At 72.3% G+C, this 18,384-nt stretch carries 17 protein-coding genes; 12 read left to right on the top strand and 5 right to left on the bottom strand.

The annotated features are described in order from the left end of the window. The first annotated feature begins 49 nt into the window (after positions 1 to 49). The 9 genes from ACXYMW_RS06950 to ACXYMW_RS06910 all read left to right on the top strand — a co-directional run bounded on the left by ACXYMW_RS06950 (position 50) and on the right by ACXYMW_RS06910 (position 10,514). Positions 50 to 517 (top strand): Lrp/AsnC family transcriptional regulator, encoded by a 468-nt coding sequence (locus ACXYMW_RS06950; RefSeq protein ID WP_459034576.1) that lies wholly within the window; start codon positions 50 to 52, stop codon positions 515 to 517. 234 nt (positions 518 to 751) lie between these two features. Then, positions 752 to 3,211 carry a methyl-accepting chemotaxis protein gene (locus tag ACXYMW_RS06945; protein WP_459034575.1) on the top strand — a complete coding sequence of 820 codons (2,460 nt, stop codon included), beginning with the start codon at positions 752 to 754 and terminating at the stop codon, positions 3,209 to 3,211. 238 nt (positions 3,212 to 3,449) lie between these two features. Continuing rightward, positions 3,450 to 3,725, top strand: coding sequence for a hypothetical protein (locus ACXYMW_RS06940; RefSeq protein ID WP_459034574.1), 276 nt, complete (start codon positions 3,450 to 3,452; stop codon positions 3,723 to 3,725). Further along, positions 3,722 to 4,096, top strand: a complete 375-nt coding sequence (locus ACXYMW_RS06935) for a response regulator (RefSeq protein WP_459034573.1) — start codon at positions 3,722 to 3,724, stop codon at positions 4,094 to 4,096. The genes ACXYMW_RS06940 and ACXYMW_RS06935 overlap by 4 nt, the downstream gene beginning before the upstream one ends. Next, entirely contained in the window at positions 4,093 to 6,243 is a 2,151-nt protein-coding gene (locus ACXYMW_RS06930; RefSeq protein ID WP_459034572.1) for a chemotaxis protein CheA, read from the top strand. Before ACXYMW_RS06935 ends, ACXYMW_RS06930 begins: the two co-directional genes overlap by 4 nt. Continuing rightward, on the top strand, positions 6,240 to 6,689 hold the full coding sequence (locus ACXYMW_RS06925) for a chemotaxis protein CheW (RefSeq protein ID WP_459034571.1): 450 nt from the start codon (positions 6,240 to 6,242) through the stop codon (positions 6,687 to 6,689). The genes ACXYMW_RS06930 and ACXYMW_RS06925 overlap by 4 nt, the downstream gene beginning before the upstream one ends. 172 nt (positions 6,690 to 6,861) lie before the next feature. Further along, entirely contained in the window at positions 6,862 to 7,248 is a 387-nt protein-coding gene (locus ACXYMW_RS06920) for a response regulator (RefSeq protein WP_459034570.1), read from the top strand. 181 nt (positions 7,249 to 7,429) lie between these two features. Beyond that, positions 7,430 to 7,615 (top strand): hypothetical protein, encoded by a 186-nt coding sequence (locus tag ACXYMW_RS06915; protein ID WP_459034569.1) that lies wholly within the window; start codon positions 7,430 to 7,432, stop codon positions 7,613 to 7,615. A 604-nt stretch (positions 7,616 to 8,219) separates the two neighbouring features. Then, positions 8,220 to 10,514 carry a Hint domain-containing protein gene (locus ACXYMW_RS06910; protein ID WP_459034568.1) on the top strand — a complete coding sequence of 765 codons (2,295 nt, stop codon included), beginning with the start codon at positions 8,220 to 8,222 and terminating at the stop codon, positions 10,512 to 10,514. 59 nt (positions 10,515 to 10,573) lie between these two features. Here ACXYMW_RS06910 and ACXYMW_RS06905 read toward each other — a convergent pair whose 3' ends face one another. Beyond that, positions 10,574 to 11,182: a nucleotidyltransferase family protein gene (locus ACXYMW_RS06905; RefSeq protein ID WP_459034567.1), complete on the bottom strand. Its 609-nt coding sequence runs from the start codon at positions 11,180 to 11,182 to the stop codon at positions 10,574 to 10,576. A 219-nt stretch (positions 11,183 to 11,401) separates the two neighbouring features. Here ACXYMW_RS06905 and ACXYMW_RS06900 point away from each other — a divergent pair, with 219 nt between their 5' ends. Next, positions 11,402 to 12,547 carry a histidine kinase dimerization/phosphoacceptor domain -containing protein gene (locus ACXYMW_RS06900; protein ID WP_459034566.1) on the top strand — a complete coding sequence of 382 codons (1,146 nt, stop codon included), beginning with the start codon at positions 11,402 to 11,404 and terminating at the stop codon, positions 12,545 to 12,547. Here ACXYMW_RS06900 and ACXYMW_RS06895 read toward each other — a convergent pair. From ACXYMW_RS06895 to ACXYMW_RS06880, 4 genes are all read right to left on the bottom strand, one after another. After that, positions 12,489 to 13,820 (bottom strand): HlyC/CorC family transporter, encoded by a 1,332-nt coding sequence (locus ACXYMW_RS06895; protein ID WP_459034565.1) that lies wholly within the window; start codon positions 13,818 to 13,820, stop codon positions 12,489 to 12,491. The two genes, ACXYMW_RS06900 and ACXYMW_RS06895, sit on opposite strands and share 59 nt — an antisense overlap. A gap of 70 nt (positions 13,821 to 13,890) precedes the next feature. Next, positions 13,891 to 14,817 carry a site-specific tyrosine recombinase XerD gene (locus tag ACXYMW_RS06890; RefSeq protein ID WP_459034564.1) on the bottom strand — a complete coding sequence of 309 codons (927 nt, stop codon included), beginning with the start codon at positions 14,815 to 14,817 and terminating at the stop codon, positions 13,891 to 13,893. After that, a complete protein-coding gene (locus ACXYMW_RS06885) occupies positions 14,814 to 16,340 on the bottom strand; it encodes a hypothetical protein (RefSeq protein ID WP_459034563.1) in 1,527 nt (508 codons plus the stop codon). Before ACXYMW_RS06885 ends, ACXYMW_RS06890 begins: the two co-directional genes overlap by 4 nt. Positions 16,341 to 16,392: 52 nt before the next feature. After that, entirely contained in the window at positions 16,393 to 16,542 is a 150-nt protein-coding gene (locus ACXYMW_RS06880) for a hypothetical protein (RefSeq protein ID WP_459034562.1), read from the bottom strand. Between the two features lie 100 nt (positions 16,543 to 16,642). On the opposite strand from ACXYMW_RS06880, the gene ACXYMW_RS06875 reads away from it, so the two are divergent. Beyond that, positions 16,643 to 17,212: a shikimate kinase gene (locus ACXYMW_RS06875; protein WP_459034561.1), complete on the top strand. Its 570-nt coding sequence runs from the start codon at positions 16,643 to 16,645 to the stop codon at positions 17,210 to 17,212. Continuing rightward, complete coding sequence (gene aroB, locus ACXYMW_RS06870; RefSeq protein WP_459034560.1) at positions 17,209 to 18,345, top strand: 3-dehydroquinate synthase; 1,137 nt, start codon at positions 17,209 to 17,211, stop codon at positions 18,343 to 18,345. The genes ACXYMW_RS06875 and aroB overlap by 4 nt, the downstream gene beginning before the upstream one ends. Positions 18,346 to 18,384 lie beyond the last annotated feature (39 nt).

Raw genomic sequence — 18,384 nt, 5'->3', positions numbered from 1 at the left:
GTGACCGGAATGCTTGCCCGACCGCGGCAGTCGTGAAAAATGTATCCGCATGGGGCAGGGTTACCGAAACAGATATCCGGAACTGGGCGAAGCGGAGCGCGCCATCCTGCGCGAACTGGCGCGCGACAGCCGAATCCCCAATGCCGAACTGGCGGCGCGCTGCGGCCTCTCGGCCTCGGCTTGCTGGCGGCGCGTGCGGGCGCTCGAGGAGGCCGGGGTGATCCGGCGCTACGGCATCGAGATCGACGATGCCGCGCTCGGGCTCGGCTTCCGGGCGATCGTCCACGTGGCGCTGACCCGGCACGACCCGACGCTCCTTGAAGGTTTCATCCGCGCGGTGCGCACCAAGGACGAGATCCGCGCCTGCTACGCCACCACCGGGCAGTCGGATTACCACCTGCATGTCGTCTGCGCCGATCTCGAGGCCTATAACCGCTTTCTCGAGGATTTCCTGTTCCGCCAGCCCGCGGTGGCCAGCGCCCAGACCAACCTCATCCTGCGCAGCCTCAAGGAATGACCGCCCGCCGGGTCGCGCGCATTCGCCTCGAATGCCGCATGTCCGGGGGGGGCGGGTTTCATCGCGCGTTAATCGCCCCCCGCGAAGGTGACGCCCGGCCGGAGACGAGACCGGCGGTTGCGGGGGCACGGCATGGAACTGGGCAATCGGAGGGACGGGGATGCGCCCCCGGATGCGCCTGAGCGGACCGCGGCGGGGATCCGGGTCCCGGGCTTTCGCTCGCTGCTGCCGCAGATGGCCGGCCTGACCTTCCTGTCGATCTTCCTGGTCTGCGCGGCGCTGACCGCGATCTATGCCCGCGGGCTCTCCGACACCGCGGCGCGGGGGGCCGCCGCGCGCGCCGCGGCGGAAACGACGTTCCTCGCGACGCTGCTCGAAGCCCCGGTGGCCGCGGGCGCACCGGCGGAGGTGGCGCGGCTCCTGTCGGCGCAGCGCCGCGCCGCGGGCCGCGCGGTGGCCGCGGCCGTGGTGATCGGCGCCGACGGGGCCGGGATCGCCGGCAGCGGCGACGGCGCGGCGCATCCGGCGCTCCGCGCGCTGGCCCGCCGCGCCCTGGCGGAGCGGCGCCTCGTCACCGCGGGAGACGGCCTGAAGATCGCCCGCCCCATCGGTCCGGACGCAGCGGGCGGGGCGGCGGCGGTGGCGTTCCGGTCCGGCGGTCTGGCGGCGCCGGTGGCCGGGCTGCATCGCGACGCCATGCTGGCCGCGGGGCTCGCCGGGCTGGCGGTGATGGCCGCGGCGCTGCTGCTGTACCGCCGCCTGCTGGTCACCCCGGTGCTGCGCGCCGGCCTGGTGATCGAGCGGCTGCGCGCCGGCGATTACGCCGTCCGGGTGCGCCAGACCGACCGGCGCGACGATATCGGCCGGATCTGCCGGTCGCTCGACGCCCTCCGGGGCGAACTGGCGGAGGCGGCGGAGGCGCGGCGCGCGGCCGAGCTGAAGGGCGCGGCCTTCCGCGACGCCTCGGTGGCGATGATGATCACCGATGCCGAGATGAACGTGCTGCACGCCAACCGCTGCATGGAGGTGGTGCTCGACGGGCCGGCCGGCGGGCTCGCTGCGGCGCGCCGCGCGGCGCCGCAGATCCTCACCGGGCGGGACGGCGATCTGGTGCCGCCGGAGCGGCTCGCCGCGATCCGCGACCGCCTCGCCGCGGGCGAAAGCCGGGTGCGCGAGGTCATGGAGGCGGGCGCGCGCTGGGTGTCGCTGACGCTGAACGCCATCACCTCGGAGACCGGCGGCCGCATCGGTTACGTGCTGGAATGGCGCGACGTGACCGAGGCGATGCTGTCGAAGGCCAGCCTCGAGGCGCTGCAATCGGGCCTGATGGTCGCCGAATTCGACGCCGATGGCGGCTTCCTCACCGCCAATCCCCCGCTGGTCGAGGCGCTTGGCCTCGAGGCCGAGACCGGCGCGGCGCTGCCGGATCTGGCCCAGCGCTTCGGCGACGGGGTCGCCGAGGTGCCGGAGATGCTGGCGCAGATCGCCGGGGGCATGAGCTTCGTCGGGCGCATCGCGCTGGCGCGGCCGCGCCGCACGCCGCTGCTGATCGAGGGCTCGCTGATCCCGGTCCCCGATCCCCGCGGCCGCACCGCCCGGCTGCTGCTGATCGGCCAGGACGTCACCGCCCAGAGCGAGGCGCTGCACGCCGCGCGGGCCGAGCGCGAGGCCGAGACCCGCCTCCGCGAAGACGCCATCGAGGCGCTGCGCGTGGCGCTCGGCCAGCTCCGCGGCGGCGATCTGGCGCTGCGGATCGAGGAGGCGTTCGGCGGCACCTACGAGGACCTGCGGCAGGATTTCAACGCCACCGTCTCGAACCTCGAGACGGCGCTCACCGACATCGTCGCCGGCGCCCGCAGCATCTCCGCCGCCTCGGGCGAGATCAGCGGCGCCGCGGAGGCGCTGACCCGGCGCACCGAGGCCAATGCCGCCACGCTGGAGCGCACCGCGGCGGCGCTCGACACGATCACCGCGGCGGTCCGCAGCACCGCCGAGGGCGCGGCGGAGGCCGATCAGGCGGTCGATGCGGCGCGCCTGCAGGCCGAGCAATCCGGCGACGTGGTGCTGCAGACCGTGGCCGCCATGGACCGCATCGCGGCCTCCTCGGACGAGATCACCACCATCGTCAAGCTGATTGACGACATCGCCTTCCAGACCAACCTCCTGGCGCTCAATGCCGGGGTCGAGGCGGCGCGCGCCGGCGATGCCGGGCGCGGCTTCTCGGTCGTCGCCTCCGAGGTCCGGGCGCTGGCCCAGCGCAGCTCCGAGGCGGCGCGCGAGATCAAGACGCTGATCGCCGCCAGCGGCTCGGAGGTGAAGACCGGGGTGGAACTGGTGGGCCGCACCGGCACCGCGCTGCAGCAGATCGTCGCCGCGGTCTCCGAGATCGCCGCGCGGGTCTCCGAGATCTCGGGCTCCGCCAAGGCCCAGAGCGTCAACCTCGAGGAGGTCAACGGCTCGGTCTGCCGGCTCGACCAGTCGACCCAGCAGGTCGCCGCGCGGCTCGAGGAGACCAACGCCGCCAGCGAGGCCCTGCGCAAGGATGCCGTGCTGCTGGTCGACACGCTGGCGCATTTCCGTCTCAACCCCGCGGCCCGCGCGGCGCCGCTCAGGGAGACCGGCACCGACTGCCCTTCCGGCGTGGTGGCGCTGCCCGGCCGCATGCGCCGCGGCGGGGCCGAGGCGGCGACATGACGCGCGGCCGGTGCAGAGCCGCGTCCGCCGCGCATCCCGCGTCTCCTTCGGAGACCGGGCGCGGGTCGGGGCCGGCGCCGCGGGCGCTGGGCGGTTGCCGCGCGCGCCCCCCGGCCGGGGATCCCCGGGACGCGGCCGCGCTGCGGCGTCCCGCCATCGCCCGGCGCGCGGAACGGCTCTGGGGGCGTGCGCTTGCGGCCGCCGCCGGGCGCGCAGATCGCGCCCGCGGGACCGCGCCGTGACCGCGCCGCTGATCCTCGCGCCCCGGCTCGACACCGACGCGGCCGCGGCGCTGGCCGAACAGCTGGCCGCCCGGCCCGGGCCGGCGCTCGGCCTCGACGGCCGCGAGGTGCGCCATCTCGGCACGCTCTGCGCGCTCGAACTGGCCGCCGCCGCCGAACGGATCCGCGCCCGGGGCGGGACGGTCGAGATCGCCATGTCGGCGGCGATGCGCGACGACCTGCGGCTTCTCGGCCTGCTCGACCTGGTGGCGGGCCCGGAGGGCGCGCCATGAGTCCGCGCATCCTCGCAATCGACGATTCCCGCACCATCCGCGCCATGCTGCGGCTGACCCTGGGGCGCGCCGGGTTCGAGGTCCACACCGCCGCCGACGGGCGCGCCGCGGTGGACCGGCTCGACGCCCTGGCGCCGGATCTGGTGATCACGGATCTGAACATGCCGCGCCTCGACGGCTTCGGCGTCATCGCGGCGATCCGCCGGCACGAGCGCTATACCGGCCTGCCGATCCTGGTCCTGTCGACCGAGAATGCCCGCGATCTCAAGGACCGGGCCCGCGCCCTTGGCGCCACTGGCTGGATCGTGAAGCCCTTCGAGGAGGCCCGCCTGATCGCCGCCATCCGCCGCGTCGCCGGGGCCGCGCGATGAGTGAGCTCGACGAGATCCGCGACTCCTTCTTCCTCGAATGCGAGGAATTGCTGGAGAGCGTGGCCGATCGCCTGGCCGGGTTGGGCGGCGAGCCGCATGAGCGTTCGGAAGCCGTCAACGCGGTGTTCCGGGCGGTGCATTCGATCAAGGGCGGCGCCGCCGCCTTCGACCTGCGCGCGGTGACGGCCTTCGCGCATGGCCTGGAAACGGCGCTCGACCGGGTGCGTCGCGAGGGCGCCGCGCTGGGACCGGCCGCCATCGCGCTGTTCGAACGCGCCGCCGACCACCTGGCCGATCTGCTCGAGGCCAGCCGGCTGCAACCGGCGCTCGCGGATCCGGCCGGAGCGGAGCTGCTGGAGCGGGTCGAGGCGGCGCGCCCGCAACAGACGGCCGTCGGCCCGGACGCCGACGCGGCCTGGCGGGACGCGCCTGGCATGGATGAGGCGTTCGCCCCGGTGGCGCTCTCCGCCGACCTGCTGCCCGCGCCCCCCGGCGCCGAGGCGGCAAGCGGCCTCGAGATCACCCTGCGGCCGACCCGGGCGCTCTTCGAGAGCGGCCACGATCCGGTACATCTGTTCCGCGAGCTCGAGACGCTGGGCCGGCTCGACGTGACGGCCGAGCGCGCGGCCAAGGCCGCCCCCGGCGATCCCGGCATCTGCTGGCGTCTCCGCCTTCACGGCCCGGTCGCCGAGGCCGAGGTGGCGGAGCTCTTCGAGTTCGTCGCGCCGCTGGCGGATCTCGCGATCCAACCGCTCGACGCGCCGCCCACGTCCGGTGCGGTGGCGTCCGGCGCGGCCCGGCAGGCCTCCGATCCGCCCGCGCCCGCGGTGACCGCGGCCGCGCCACCGGAGGCGCCGCCGCCCGATCGGCCCGTCGCGCCCGGCCCGGACCCCGAGGCGGCCCGGCCGACGATCCGGGTCGATCTCGCGCAGCTCGACGAGCTGAGCGACGCCCTGGGCGAGCTGATCGTCAACCGCTCCGCGCTGCACGACGCCCTGCACCGCGCGGGCCTCGCCGCGGCCAGCGAGATCGGCGTCGTGCTGGACGATTACGGCCGCCTCACCGAGCGCCTCCAGGACCGCTTCATGGCGCTGCGCGCGCAACCGGTGAAGCCGCTCTTCCGGCGCATGGCCCGGGTCGCGCGTGAGGCCGCCGACCGCGCCGGCAAGGCGGTCGGGGTGCAGATCGAGGGCGCCGAGACGCGCATCGACCGCACCATGATCGAGCGGCTGGTCGATCCGCTGACCCACCTGCTGCGCAACGCCGTCGATCACGGCATCGAGCCTGCCGGACAGCGCCGGGCGCGGGGCAAACCGGCGGCGGGGGCGATCCGGCTCTCGGCGGCCTGCCGCTCCGGACGCGTGGTGATCGAGATCGCCGATGACGGCGGCGGCATCGACCGCGCCCGGGTCCTCGACCTGGCGCGGGAGCGGGGCCTGGCGGCGCCCGAGGCGCGGCTCTCGGACCCGGAGATCGACGCCCTGCTGTTCGCGCCGGGCTTCACGACGCGGCCGGACATCACCGACCTGTCCGGGCGCGGCGTCGGGCTCGACGTCGTGCACCGCGCGATCCGCGCGCTGGGCGGCAGGGTTTCCGTCGCCTCGACCCCGGGGGCGGGGACCTGCTTCTCGATCGATCTGCCGCTGACGCTGGCGGTGCTCGACGGGCTGATCGTGGAGGCGGCGCGCCAGCGCCTCGTGGTGCCCACCGGCGCCGTTCTGGAGACCGTCACGGTGTCGGAGGGGAGCGCCGTGTCCGTGGCGCCCGACCGCCGCGCGATCCGCTTCCGCGACGCGCTGGCCCCGGTGATCGATCTGCGCGCGGCCTTCGGCGCCCGCGTCGGCGACTGGGTGGGCCGTGCGCCGCCGCCGGAGACGCAGACGGCCGACCGGGCCCGCATCCACGTCGTGGTCGAGGCCGAGCCCGGCGGGCTCTGCGCGCTCGCCGTGGACCGGGTGATCGACCGCCAGCAGGTGGTCATCAAGAGCCTCGCCGGGCCCTGCGGGCCGGTGCCGGGGGTCGCGGCGGCGACCATCCTGGGCGATGGCGGCGTGGCGCTGATTCTCGACGCGGCCGAGCTGCAGCGCTTCGGCTCACCGCCGGGGCGGGCGGCGGCGGGCGCCGCGACGGGGGGGGCGGGGCGATGAGACGGGATGCAGGGGCCTACCTGACCTTCGCGCTGGCCGAGCAGGAATTCTGCCTCGACGTGCAGGCGGTGCGCGAGATCCGCAGCTTCGCCCGGATCGCCGCGCTGCCGCGCATGCCGCGCCACGTGTTGGGCGTGGTCAACCTGAACGGCACCGTGCTGCCGGTTCTCGACCTCGCGCTGCGGCTCGGCCTGCCGGCGCCGCCCGGCCGGGGGCGGACCGTCGTGGTGGTGGCGCGGTCGGAGGCCGGGCCGGTCGGGCTCAAGGTCTGCACCGTGGCCGACATCGTGGCCCTGCAGGCGGAGGACATCTCCCGGGTGCCCGAGCGCTTCAGCGTCAGCGAGGCCGGCTGCCTGGCCGGGATCGCGGCGCCGGGCGGCCGGATCCTGCGCCTGCTGGATCTCGAGGCGCTGTTCGCCGCGCCGCTGCCGGAGGCCTGCGGATGAGCCCGGTCCGCGACGAGAGCGCCGCGCCGCGCGGCCGGCGAAACCGCCCGGCGGCGCCGCCGCCGGAGGCCGGCCATCCCCCGGCTCCCTCCGGCCAGAAGCCGGCGCTGCCCCGTGCCGCGGGCGTTCCGTCCCGATCGGCTGTTCCTGTTCCGAAGCGAGCGAGAGATCCATGGCTTTGAAAAAGTCCCTGTCGGTGATGGTCGTCGACGACATGAGCACCAGCCGCAGCCTGATCCTGATGGCGCTGGACCAGATCGGCCTCGAGAACATCGATTTCTGCAAGGATGGCCAGACCGCGCTGCAGCGGATCGCCGCGCAGCCGGTGCATCTGGTGATCTCGGATTACAACATGCCCGGGCTCAACGGCCTCGAATTGCTGCGCGCCCTGCGCGAGAACCGGCTGACCCAGCGGATCGGCTTCGTGCTGGTGAGCAGCACGCTCGACCGCCAGATCCTCGCCGCCGGACGCCAGCTCGGTCTCAACAACTTCATCCGCAAGCCGTTCGATGCGCGGCAGATGCGGGATTGCCTGCAGGCCGTCGTGGGACCGCTGTGACGGCGGGCCGCAGGGGGAAGGCGCCGACGGGCGCGGAGGTGCTCGCCGCGCTGGCCCGGGAACTCGGCGATCTGGAACGGGCCATGGCGCGGATCGAGGGCGCCGTGGCGGCGACGCTGAGCGCCGCGGCGGCACCCGATCCCCCGAGGCGCATCTGCAGGAACTCGACCGGAGCCGCCAGGTGCTCGCCGATCTGGCCCGGTTCTGCGCCGATCTCGCGCGGCTCGACTGGCTCTGCGACCCGCGGGCGCTGCGCGCCGCGGCGGCGGCGCTGCGGCTGCGGCACCTGTCCGAAAACCTGGCCGCGGACGGGCGCGCCGGGCCGGGCCGGACGCCGCGCCCGCCGGGCGACGTCGAGTTGTTCTGATCGGGACGGGCGGCGGGCCGAATCGTGGCCAAAGATGCGTCGGAAAGGATCAATATCGGCAATTGTTAACGATTGGTTCCCATGCCGGAACCTTCGCGCCGGGCGGTGTGTCGGAAATGGGGCGGAAATTTCACATTACCCAGAGGCGAGCCCGGCTCCGGTCCGCGGAGAGGAATTGGCGACCCGCCAGCCGGCAATGCCAAGCTTTACGGCATTTGCTCAAGATTTGACTCCGATATTCTGTAAACCGTCTCAACCTTGGGAAGAATTCAATTTTTCCAAGGTGATGCGAGTCCCGCCAAGTGATACAAGACCGCCGCAATTTCGCTTCAAATTTTAATTTACCGGCCCGATCCGAAGCTTAATTATCGCCTCAAGCCCGGCTGGGGGGCGTGAGACGGCAGGTCACGGGGGTGACCGCACATACCAAAAGCGACATCCGGAAGGATGCGGCGCAAGGCGGAGCCCGAAGGGTGTCCGCGGCGCCGGGGTGGAACGTTGTGCGCCTTCCGCAAGTCGCTGTGAGCAATCGGCTGCACCCGTGTGCAGCCCGGCGAGGCCCGCCCGTCGCGCGCGCATCGCCAAGCAAAGAAGGGTCGACACGATGAACGACATTCCCGGCAACCTCGATCCCAACGCCCAGGACGACGTGGTCTCCACCGCCATCGGCACCTCGGTCAGCATCGACGTTACCGCCAACGATTCCGATCCCGACGGCGATTTCATCGGCGTCACCTTCGTCAGCACGCCGGGCAACGGCACGGTCGAGATCACCGGCGACGGCACCGTGCTCTACACCCCGGATCCGGGCTTCGAGGGCACCGACACCTTCACCTACGAGATCGATGACGGGCGCGGCGGCCAGGACACCGCCACGGTGACCGTCTCCGTCGGCGACGGCAATGGCGGCGGCGGCAACACCCCGCCGGTGGCCAACGACGACGCCGCCACCACCACCGAGGGTACCGCGGTCACCGTCGACGTGCTGGCCAACGACACCGATCCCGACGGCGACGTGCTGGGCGTCAGCGCCTTCGAGCAGCCCGCCAACGGCACCGTGACCCAGGCCGATCCGCACGGCCCGCTCACCTATACCCCCGATCCCGGCTTCACCGGCACCGACACGATCCGCTACGAGGTCGATGACGGCATGGGCGGCACCGATTGGGGCGAACTGGTCGTCACCGTCACCGAGGGCGGCGGCGGCGGCCGCGACGGCATCGTCACCGGCACCGCCGGCGACGACCTGATCGACATCGACTATACCGGCGATCCCGACACGCCGCCCGACCGCATCGACAACGAGGATGCGATCATCGGCGACGACGCCCCGAACGACGACCGCGTGGTGGCCGGCGGCGGCAACGACACGGTGCGCTCGGGCGAGGGCAGCGATACCGTCGAGGCCGGAGACGGCGACGACGTCGTCGAGACCGGCAACGCCGATCCGCGCATCGACACCGATGTCTTCCCGGTCGAGGATCTGCCGCCGGGCTCGCCCTTCACCCAGGCCGACGACCCGCTCGACGGGCGCGACGAGGATCCCGATCCCGAAGATGACCGGGACTGGGTCGATGGCGGCGCCGGCAACGACACGATCCGCACCGGCGACGACCGCGACACGATCTTCGGCGGCACCGGCGCCGACGTGATCGAGGGCGGCATCGACGACGACTGGGTCGATGGCGGCGATGGTGACGACCGGATCACCGACGAACAGGGCTCCGACACGATCTATGGCGGCGCCGGGCACGACACGATCATCGCCGGCATCGACACCTATACCAACGCGCCGACCGGGCAGTCGGTGCCGCTGGGCTTCGAGGCCGATCCCAACCCGAATGACGGCCGCGACCTGGTCTATGGCGGCGACGGCAACGATTTCGTCCAGACCGGCGACGACGATGACACGCTGTTCGGCGATGCCGGCAACGACACGCTGGATGCCGGCATCGACGACGACGAGCTGCATGGCGGCGCCGGCGACGATTCGCTGATCGGCGGGCAGGGCGCGGACACGCTCGACGGCGGCGCCGGGATCGACGTCATCCGGGGCGATGCGGACCGCGACGTGATCCGCGTGGCCTCGGCCGAGGAGGGCGCCGGCGACACCGTCTATGGCGGCTCGGAGGGCGACGATTTCGACCGTCTCGACCTCTCCGGCATCGGCCGGGACGGCTTCCGGCTGACCAATGTGCGCCCCGACGACGACGGCGACCGGCCGTCGAACGGCATCGACGGCACGGTCGAGTTCCTCGACGGCACCGGCAATGTCACCGGCCGGATGGACTTCTTCAACATCGAGGAAGTGGTGCCCTGCTTCACCCCCGGCACGCTGATCGCGACGCCCGAGGGCGAGCGGCTGGTGGAGGATCTGCGCGAGGGCGACCGGGTGATCACCCGCGACAACGGCATCCAGGAGATCCGCTGGATCGGCCGCCGCGACCTGACGCCGTTCGAACTGGCGCGCAAGCCGCACATGAAGCCGGTGCTGATCCGCAAGGGCGCGCTCGGCAACGGGCTGCCGGAGCATGACCTTCTGGTCTCGCCCAACCACCGCATCCTCGTCAGCAACGACAAGACGGCGCTCTATTTCGAGGAAAGCGAGGTCCTGGCCGCGGCCAAGCACCTGACCGGCATGGACGGCATCGACGAGGTCACCGCGCTCGGCGTCTCCTACATCCACTTCATGTTCGACCGGCACGAGGTGGTGCTGTCGAACGGCGCCTGGACCGAGAGCTTCCAGCCCGGGGATTACACGCTCCGCGGCATCGGCGCGACGCAGCGCGAGGAGATCCTCGAGCTTTTCCCGGACCTGGAACATGCCGAGGGGCTGAGCGCCTACAGCGCGGCGCGCCGGTCGCTGAAGCGCCACGAGGCCCAGCTCCTGGCCCGCTGAAGGCGGCGGCAGACCGCTTGCAGGCCCCGCGGTCCCGTCGGCCCGCGGGGCCGCTTCGGTCAGGGGGCGCCGGGCCGGGCGGCGCGCCAGGCCGCCCAGGCCTCGGGGGTGTCGAGATCGGTCAGCGCATGCGCGCCGGGCAGCGTCACCAATTCGACCGACGCCGCCTCGCGGCGCAGCAGCGCGCGGGCGCCGGCATCGCCGGACAGGCCCGCGAGATCCGCGAACCGCGCGCGCGGGAACAGCACCGGGTGACCGGGCCGGCCATCGGCGCTGGCGCCCCGCAGGATGCGCGGCGCCGCCGGGTCGAAACGGTCGCGCAGTCGCGCCATGTCGGCGGCGTCGATCTCCGGCATGTCGGCCGGCAGGATCATCAGCCCCGCCGCGCCGTCGGGCAGCGCCGCGATGCCGGCGCGGATCGAGGCGGCCATGCCCTCCTCGGGCGCCGCCACCGGCACCACCTGCACGTCGAGCCCCGCCAGCGCCGCGCCGCGGGCGCCGGCCGGATCGGGCAGGGCGACGAGCACCCGCGCCGCCACCTGGCGCGCGCGGTCGGCCTGCAGGCGCAGCAGCGGCACCCCGTCGACCGGTTCCAGCAGCTTGTCCGCGCCGCGCATGCGTCGCGAGAATCCGCCGGCCAGTAGAAGTATGGATATTAGGTCTCTCATTCGCCGGCATTTTCTGTCATAGGGGCGCCCACGGAGCGGATTGATTGATTCGTCCGCGTTGCTGCACCGTGTCCGGCCTGAACCGGTTGACATAACCCGACCCATACTGCGAGTCTGGATCGATAATCGCCAACGACCTTCGCAGCATTGAGCAGTTTCCGACAGTGCGAACGGTCAGGGCCGCGATCTCTGCGATCGCCGCCGTCAATTGAGAGAACGATGCGCGCAGCCACCCCCCACAACCAGTCCGAACGCCTGGAGGAGCTGGAAAGCTACGGGATTCTGGATTCCGGCGCGGAAGAGAGCTTCGACGAGGTCGTCGAACTGGTGAAGTCGCTCTGCGACATGCCGATCGCGCTGATCAGCCTGGTCGACCGCGACCGGCAATGGTTCAAGGCCCGGGTCGGGTTCGAGCTTCCGCAGACCGATCTCGACCGCTCGATCTGCAGCCATGCGATCCTCGACGGCGACATCCTCGAGATCCCCGACACCTGGCTGGACGCGCGCACCCGCGACAACCCGCTCTGCGCGACGCAGGACCAGCCGGTGCGGTTCTATGCCGGCATGCCGCTGATCACCGCCAACGGCTTCACGCTGGGCACGCTCTGCGTGCTCGACACCCGGCCGCGCACCCTCACGGCCCTGCAGCGCAAGTCGCTGCGCATCATGGCGCGCCAGGTGATGCGGCAGCTCGATCTGCGCCGCGCCCTGCGCAACGAGGAGATCCTGCGCAAGGAGATCGACCACCGGGTGAAGAATTCGCTGCAGACGGTGGCCTCGTTCACCCGGCTCTACGGGCAGCGCGCGCATTCCGCCGAGACGCGCGACGCGCTGGCGGCCATCGATCGGCGGGTCAGCGCCATCGCGCAGCTGCACAGCGAACTCTACCAGACCAGCGAATTCGACCTGATCCGGCTCGACCGCTACCTCAAGCGGGTGACGGAATTGCTGCAGGGATCGCTCGGCCCGAATGTCCGGCTGAAGACTTCGCTGGCGCCGCTGCGGGTGGATTCGCGCAAGGCCGCGGCGCTGGCGATGATCGTCAGCGAATTCACCGCCAATGCTGACAAGCACGCCTTCCCCGACGGCCGGTCCGGCGTGGTGGAAATCGATCTGAGGGCCAATGGCGGGGATTCGATCCACCTCGAATGCCGCGACAACGGCGTCGGCGACCGCGCGGTCCGGCCCGCCGCCGCCGAGACCGGCATCGCCTCGATCGGCAAGCGGCTGATGGAAAGCGCGGCGGAACAGATCGGCGGCAGCTTCGCGCTGGATTCCACGCCCGCGGGCTACCGCCTGACCCTGATCACGTCTCCCGAGACGGCAGCGGCTGGGCCTCGAGCGGTCGCACTTTCAGCCGAGTGAGGCGGTTGTTCTCCTTTTCCACGACTTCGAAGCGGAAGCCGTGGAAGGCGAAGGCCTGGCCGACGGTCGGAATCATCTGCGCCTCGTGGATCACCAGGCCGGCCAGCGTGTTGGCCTCCTCGTCGGGCAGCTGCCAGTCGGTGGCGCGGTTGAAGTCGCGGATCGTCATCTGCCCTTCGACCCAGTAATAGCCGTCATCGGCCATCTTCACGACGTGGTCGGCGTCGGGGTCGAACTCGTCGGTGATCTCGCCCACGATCTCCTCGAGGATGTCCTCGAGGGTGATCAGCCCCTGCAGCGCGCCGTATTCGTCCACCACCAGCGCGAAATGCGTGCGCCGCTTCAGGAACTGGCGCATCTGGTCGTCGAGCGAGGTGGTGTCGGGGACGAAGTAGGGCGGCATGGCGACGTCGGCGATGCGGAAGCTCTTCAGCGCCTCCATCGAGCTCTCGGCGCCCTCCATCAGCTTGTACATCGCCCGGAGCAGGTCCTTGGCGTGGATCACGCCGATGATGTTCTCGGGGTCGTCCTTGTAGACCGGCAGCCGCGTGTGGCTCGATTGCAGGCATTGCTGCAGGATTTCCGACGGCTCGGTATCGCCGTCGATCATCTCGATGCCGGAACGGTGCAGCATGATCTCCTCGACCGTGCGCTCGGCGAGGTCGAGTGCGCCGAGGATGCGGTCGCGGTCCTCCTTCTCGACCACGCCCTCGGAATGGCCGAGATTGAGCGCCCCGGCAATCTCCTCGCGCACCGCCAGCACGTTGCTGTCCGGGTCGGTCTGCACGCCGAAGACGCGCAGGATCATCCGCACCAGGATGCGCACCGCGCCGACCACCGGGGCGAAGACGAAGATCACCGCCTGGATCACCGGCGAGACCCGCGCGGCGGCGGATTCGGGGTTGGTGATGGCGTAGGTCTTGGGCAGCACCTCGGAGAAGATCAGCACCAGGAAGGTCATGATCAGGGTGGCCAGCGCCACCCCGGATTCGCCCAGCAGCCGGGTGAAGAGCGCGGTGGCCAGGGAGGTCGCGAGGATGTTGACGAGGTTGTTGCCGAGCAGCACCGAGCCGATCAGCGCCTCGTTGTCCTCGGTGATCTTGAGCGCCCGCGCGGCGCCCTTCGATCCCTTGTCCATGGCGGCCCGGAGCTTGCCCCGCGAGGCCGCCGTCAGCGCCGTTTCGGAGCCCGAGAAGAAGCCCGACAGCACAAGCAGGAACAGGATCGCGGCGCAGGTGATCCAGAAGGCGGCGTCGATGCTGGCGGTGTCCATGAAGTCCTGCATTCGTTGTGGTACCGGACGTTATGTGCCGCGTCCGGTCCGGCTTCAAGAGGCTGCGGCCTCACTCCCGGGCCAGCGGGTGATGGTCGAAGACCAGATCGCGCAGGCGCTCCTCGAGCACGTGGGTGTAGGTCTCGGTGGTGGCGACATCGGCATGGCCGAGAAAGGTCTGGATGGCGCGCAGATCGGCGCCGTTGGCCAGCAGATGCGTGGCGAAGGCGTGGCGCAGGGTGTGCGGCGTCACCTTGCCCGGGGACACGCCGGCGGCCAGTGCGATCTCCTTGATCAGGGCGTAGAAGCCGTGCCGCGTCAGGTGCCCGGCCTTGCCGCGCGAGGTGAAGAGATACGCCGATCCGGGCCGCCGCACGGCCCGGGCCGCCTCTTCCTGGGCCTCGCGGCTGGCCAGCCAACGCGCCAGTGCCTGGCGCGCCGGCGGGCTCAGCGGCACCATCCGCTCCTTGCCGCCCTTGCCGCGGATCAGCAGCATGCGGGGATCGCCGCGTGCCGCCGCGAGGGGCAGGGTGACGAGTTCCGAGACCCGCATGCCGGTGGCGTAGAGCAGCTGCATGAGGCAGGCATTGCGCTGCCGGTCCTCGGGCGTGCGGCCGTGCCCCTCGGCCGCCGCCAGCAGGCGGTCGACCTCCTCGATGCTCAGCGTCTTGGGCAGCCGCCGCTCGCGGCCCGGCCCGGAGATCTGCATCGCCGGATTGTCGCTCCGCCGGCCTTCCTCGAAGAGAAAGCGGTAGAACTGCTTGATCGCGGAGAGACGGCGGGCCCGGGTCGACTTGGCGAAGCCCTGGGCGTCGCAATGGATCAGGTAGGCCTCGACGTCGTCCTGAGCGGCCGCAGCCACCGCCACGCCCCGGCCCGCCAACCAGCCGGCGAAATCCTTCAGATCGCGGGCATAGGCGAGCTGGGTGTTCTGCGCGGCGCCCCGCTCGGCGGCCTGCGCTTCGAGGAAGGCCGAGATCGGCGTGAGATCGGTCACCGCTGGGACTCCCGTTCGGACAATACGATGGCCTGCAGCGCGGCCCGCCGCGCGATGTCCTCGAGCCCGAGCGCGCGCAGCGTCGCCAACGCCTCGGTGAGATCGCGGCCATTGCCCGCCACGCCGCTGTCGAACAGCGCGATGGCGCGCAGGATCGCCTCGCCAAGGCGGTTCCGCTCGGCCATGGCGACCAGCGGCAGGCTGCCGGTCGCCGGGTCGAACCCGGCCTGGACCGCGGCGGCGAGCGGCAAGCCGCTCGGCTCGGCGCCGGACGGGGCCCCCGCGGCGAGGCCCGCCAGGAAGGCGTCGGCGGGACCGGGGCCGGCCAGCGCCGCCGCGCGGCCATAGGCGTCGGAGAGCAGGGCCATGCGGAACGCGGTGGCGGCGCCGCCCGGGGCCGGCGGACGGGCGATCACGTCGGGGCCGAAGAGGCGCGCCGCCGGCACCGCGAGCCCGGCCTCGAGCATGCGCGGCCAGAGATCGTCGAGCGCAGAGGCGATCTTCTGCGGCCGGCCCTCGGCCAGCGCGCGTTCCATGCGCTGCACCGCGGCGACCCGGTCCCAGACCCCGCCCGAGGCCGCCGGGGCGCGCAACGTGTAGATCTCGAGCAGGCGGTTTTCCGACAGCGCCCCGGCCCGCGCCAGCCGCTCGGCGGCGTCGAGCTGCGCCTTCCAGCCGCGATCGCCCGACAGATCGCGCCAGGCATAACGGCGCGACAGGCCGGAGGCCGGCAGCGGTTCGCCCACCGCGTCGTGCAGCGTCGCCTGCAGCGGCGTCGGATGCAGCGGCGGCGGCAGCGAGGGCAGCTCCTCGGCGATCTCGGGCGCCAGGAAACGCTCCAGCAGATCGGCCTCGCGGCCGCCCAGCGCGCCCAGGGCACGGCCGGATTCGAAGGCCAGCGCGGCGCGCGGCCAGGCGCCGGAGCGGGCGGCGCAGAACACCCGCGCCGCGACATCCGAGGACAGCCGCGGATCCTCCTCCAGCGCAGAGCAGGCCGGTTCGACCTCGCCGGTCAGCAGCGCCAGGTCGAACCAGAGCGGAAACAGCGCGGCGCTGTCCGGCCCGGCGCGCTCCAAGAGCGCCGCGGCCGCGTCGAGCGCGCCGTCGGCCATCAGGCGCTGCACGCGGAGACCCAAGAAGATGCCCTCGGGGGCGTCGCGCCGCGGCGGATCGGCCTCGGCCAGCATCAGCGTGTTGAGCAGCGCCTGCAGCGCCGGCACGGTGGGCTCGGCGGCGGGGATCAGCTGCGCCAGGGTCTGCGGGTCGCTGTCCTGCCAGAGCGTCAGCGGCAGCCCGCTGGTCTGCGGTGGCACCAGGCCCACGGCCCCCGCCTGAACCGGGCCCAGCGGCTCCTCGGTGACCTGCGGCACTGCCGCGGTGACGCTGACCGGCGGCTCGTTCCGGGAGGGCGCGGTGGCGCTGCCCGGCGGGGCGGCCGGCGGCACCGGCACGACGCTCGGCGCGTCGCGGCCGAGCCAGCGGATCGCCGACAGCGGCTCGCGCGCCCAGACGGGCTCCGTCAATCCGGCCGTCATCGCCAGGGCCAACAGGGTCCGGGCCGCGGCCGGGCGGGCTCTAGTCCACATCAAGGTCCACCGGCTGCCGCATCTCGGTCTGCGGCGGCGAGAAGTCGGCGCCGAAATACGGTCCGACATACGCATAGGCGACCAGCAGGATCGCTGCCAGAACCACCAGATAGAACAGCCATTTCAGGATACGTCCCATTGTCTCGCCCGTCCTCGCCCCGGCATTTTTTCGCACTTATAACTGGCCTTTTCGGCAAGTTCACGTCATTCACGCCGGAAACGGGAAATTTGGGCATTCGATGGCCGAAAGACGGGCGGAGCGGCACAGGCGGCTGATGAAGACGGTGGTCCTGATCGGCATGATGGGGGCTGGAAAGACCGCGGTGGGCCGGGCCCTTGCGGGCTGTCTCGGGGTGGATTTCGTGGATTCGGACCACGAGATCGAACGCGCCGCCAACATGACCATCGCCGAGATCTTCGCCCGCGACGGCGAGGCGTTCTTCCGCCAGAAGGAGGCGCAGGTGATCGCGCGCTTGCTCGACGGGGTGCCGCGCATCCTGGCCACCGGCGGCGGCGCTTTCCTGCGCACGGAGAATCGCGACAGTATCGCCGCCCGGGGCGTCTCGGTCTGGCTCGACGCCGATCTCGACCTGCTCTGGACCCGGGTGCGCCACAAGGAGACCCGGCCGCTGCTGCGCACCCCGGATCCCTACGGCACGCTGGCCGCGCTCTACGAGGCGCGAACGCCGATCTACGCCAAGGCCGACCTCGCCGTGAAGGTGGCGCGCGGCGCCCCGATCGACCGCAACTGCGCCGCCGTGGTGGCCGCGCTGGCCACCCGTCCCGACGTCCTGGAGGAGACCGCATGAGCATCGAGACCGTTCGCGTGCCTCTGGGCGCGCGCGCCTACGATGTGCGCATCGGCGCCGGGCTGATCGCGCGCGCCGGCGCGGAAATCGCGCCGCTGCTGGCGCGGCCGCGGCTGCGCATCGTCACCGACGCGCATGTCGCCGAGGCGCATCTGCCGCAGCTCGAGGCCGCCCTCGCGGCGGCCGGGATCGAGCATGCCGCGCTGGTCCTGCCGGCGGGCGAGGCGACCAAGTCCTGGGCCCAGCTCGAGACCTGCGTGGAATGGCTCTTGGCAGAGCGGGTGGAGCGGCGCGACGTGGTGCTGGCGCTCGGCGGTGGGGTGATCGGCGATCTCGTGGGCTTCGCCGCCGCCGTGCTGCGCCGGGGCGTGCGCTTCGTGCAGGTGCCGACCTCGCTGCTGGCGCAGGTCGACAGTTCGGTGGGCGGCAAGACCGGGATCAACTCGCGCCATGGCAAGAACCTCGTCGGCGCCTTCCACCAGCCGGCCCTGGTGCTGGCCGATATCGGCGCGCTCGACACGCTGCCAGACCGGGATTTCCGCGCCGGCTACGGCGAGGTGGCGAAATACGGGCTGCTCGGCGATGCCGACTTCTTCGCCTGGCTCGAGACGGAGGGGCCGGCGCTGGCGGCGGGCGACCGCGCCGCGCGGCTCCGCGCGGTGCGCCGCTCGGTCGAGATGAAGGCCGAGATCGTCGCCCGCGACGAGACCGAGCAGGGCGACCGGGCGTTGCTCAATCTCGGCCACACCTTCTGCCACGCGCTGGAGGCCGCGACCGGCTATTCCGGTCGGCTGCTGCACGGCGAGGGCGTGGCGGTGGGCTGCGCCCTGGCCTTCGACCTGTCGGCGCGGCTGGGTCTCTGCCCGCAGGAGGATCCGGTCCGGGTGCGCGCGCATCTGGCAACCATGGGGCTGCCCACCGACCTTTCGCAGATCCCGGGCGAGCTGCCGGACGCCGCGGCGCTGCTCGACCTAATGGCGCAGGACAAGAAGGTGCTGGACGGCCGCATCCGCTTCATCCTGGCGCGCGGCATCGGCGCCGCCTTCGTCAGCGACGGCGTTGAGGCCGAGGCGGTGCTGGGCGTGCTGCGCGACTCGGCGCGCGCTCCGGCGCGGGCGACGCTGCACCGCTGAAGGGGTATCGCCGTTTCCGGCAGTACCGCGGGCCCGGCG

It is taken from the genome of Roseivivax sp. CAU 1761 (assembly GCF_054482755.1).
This window is presented reverse-complemented; position numbering and strand designations above follow the sequence as displayed.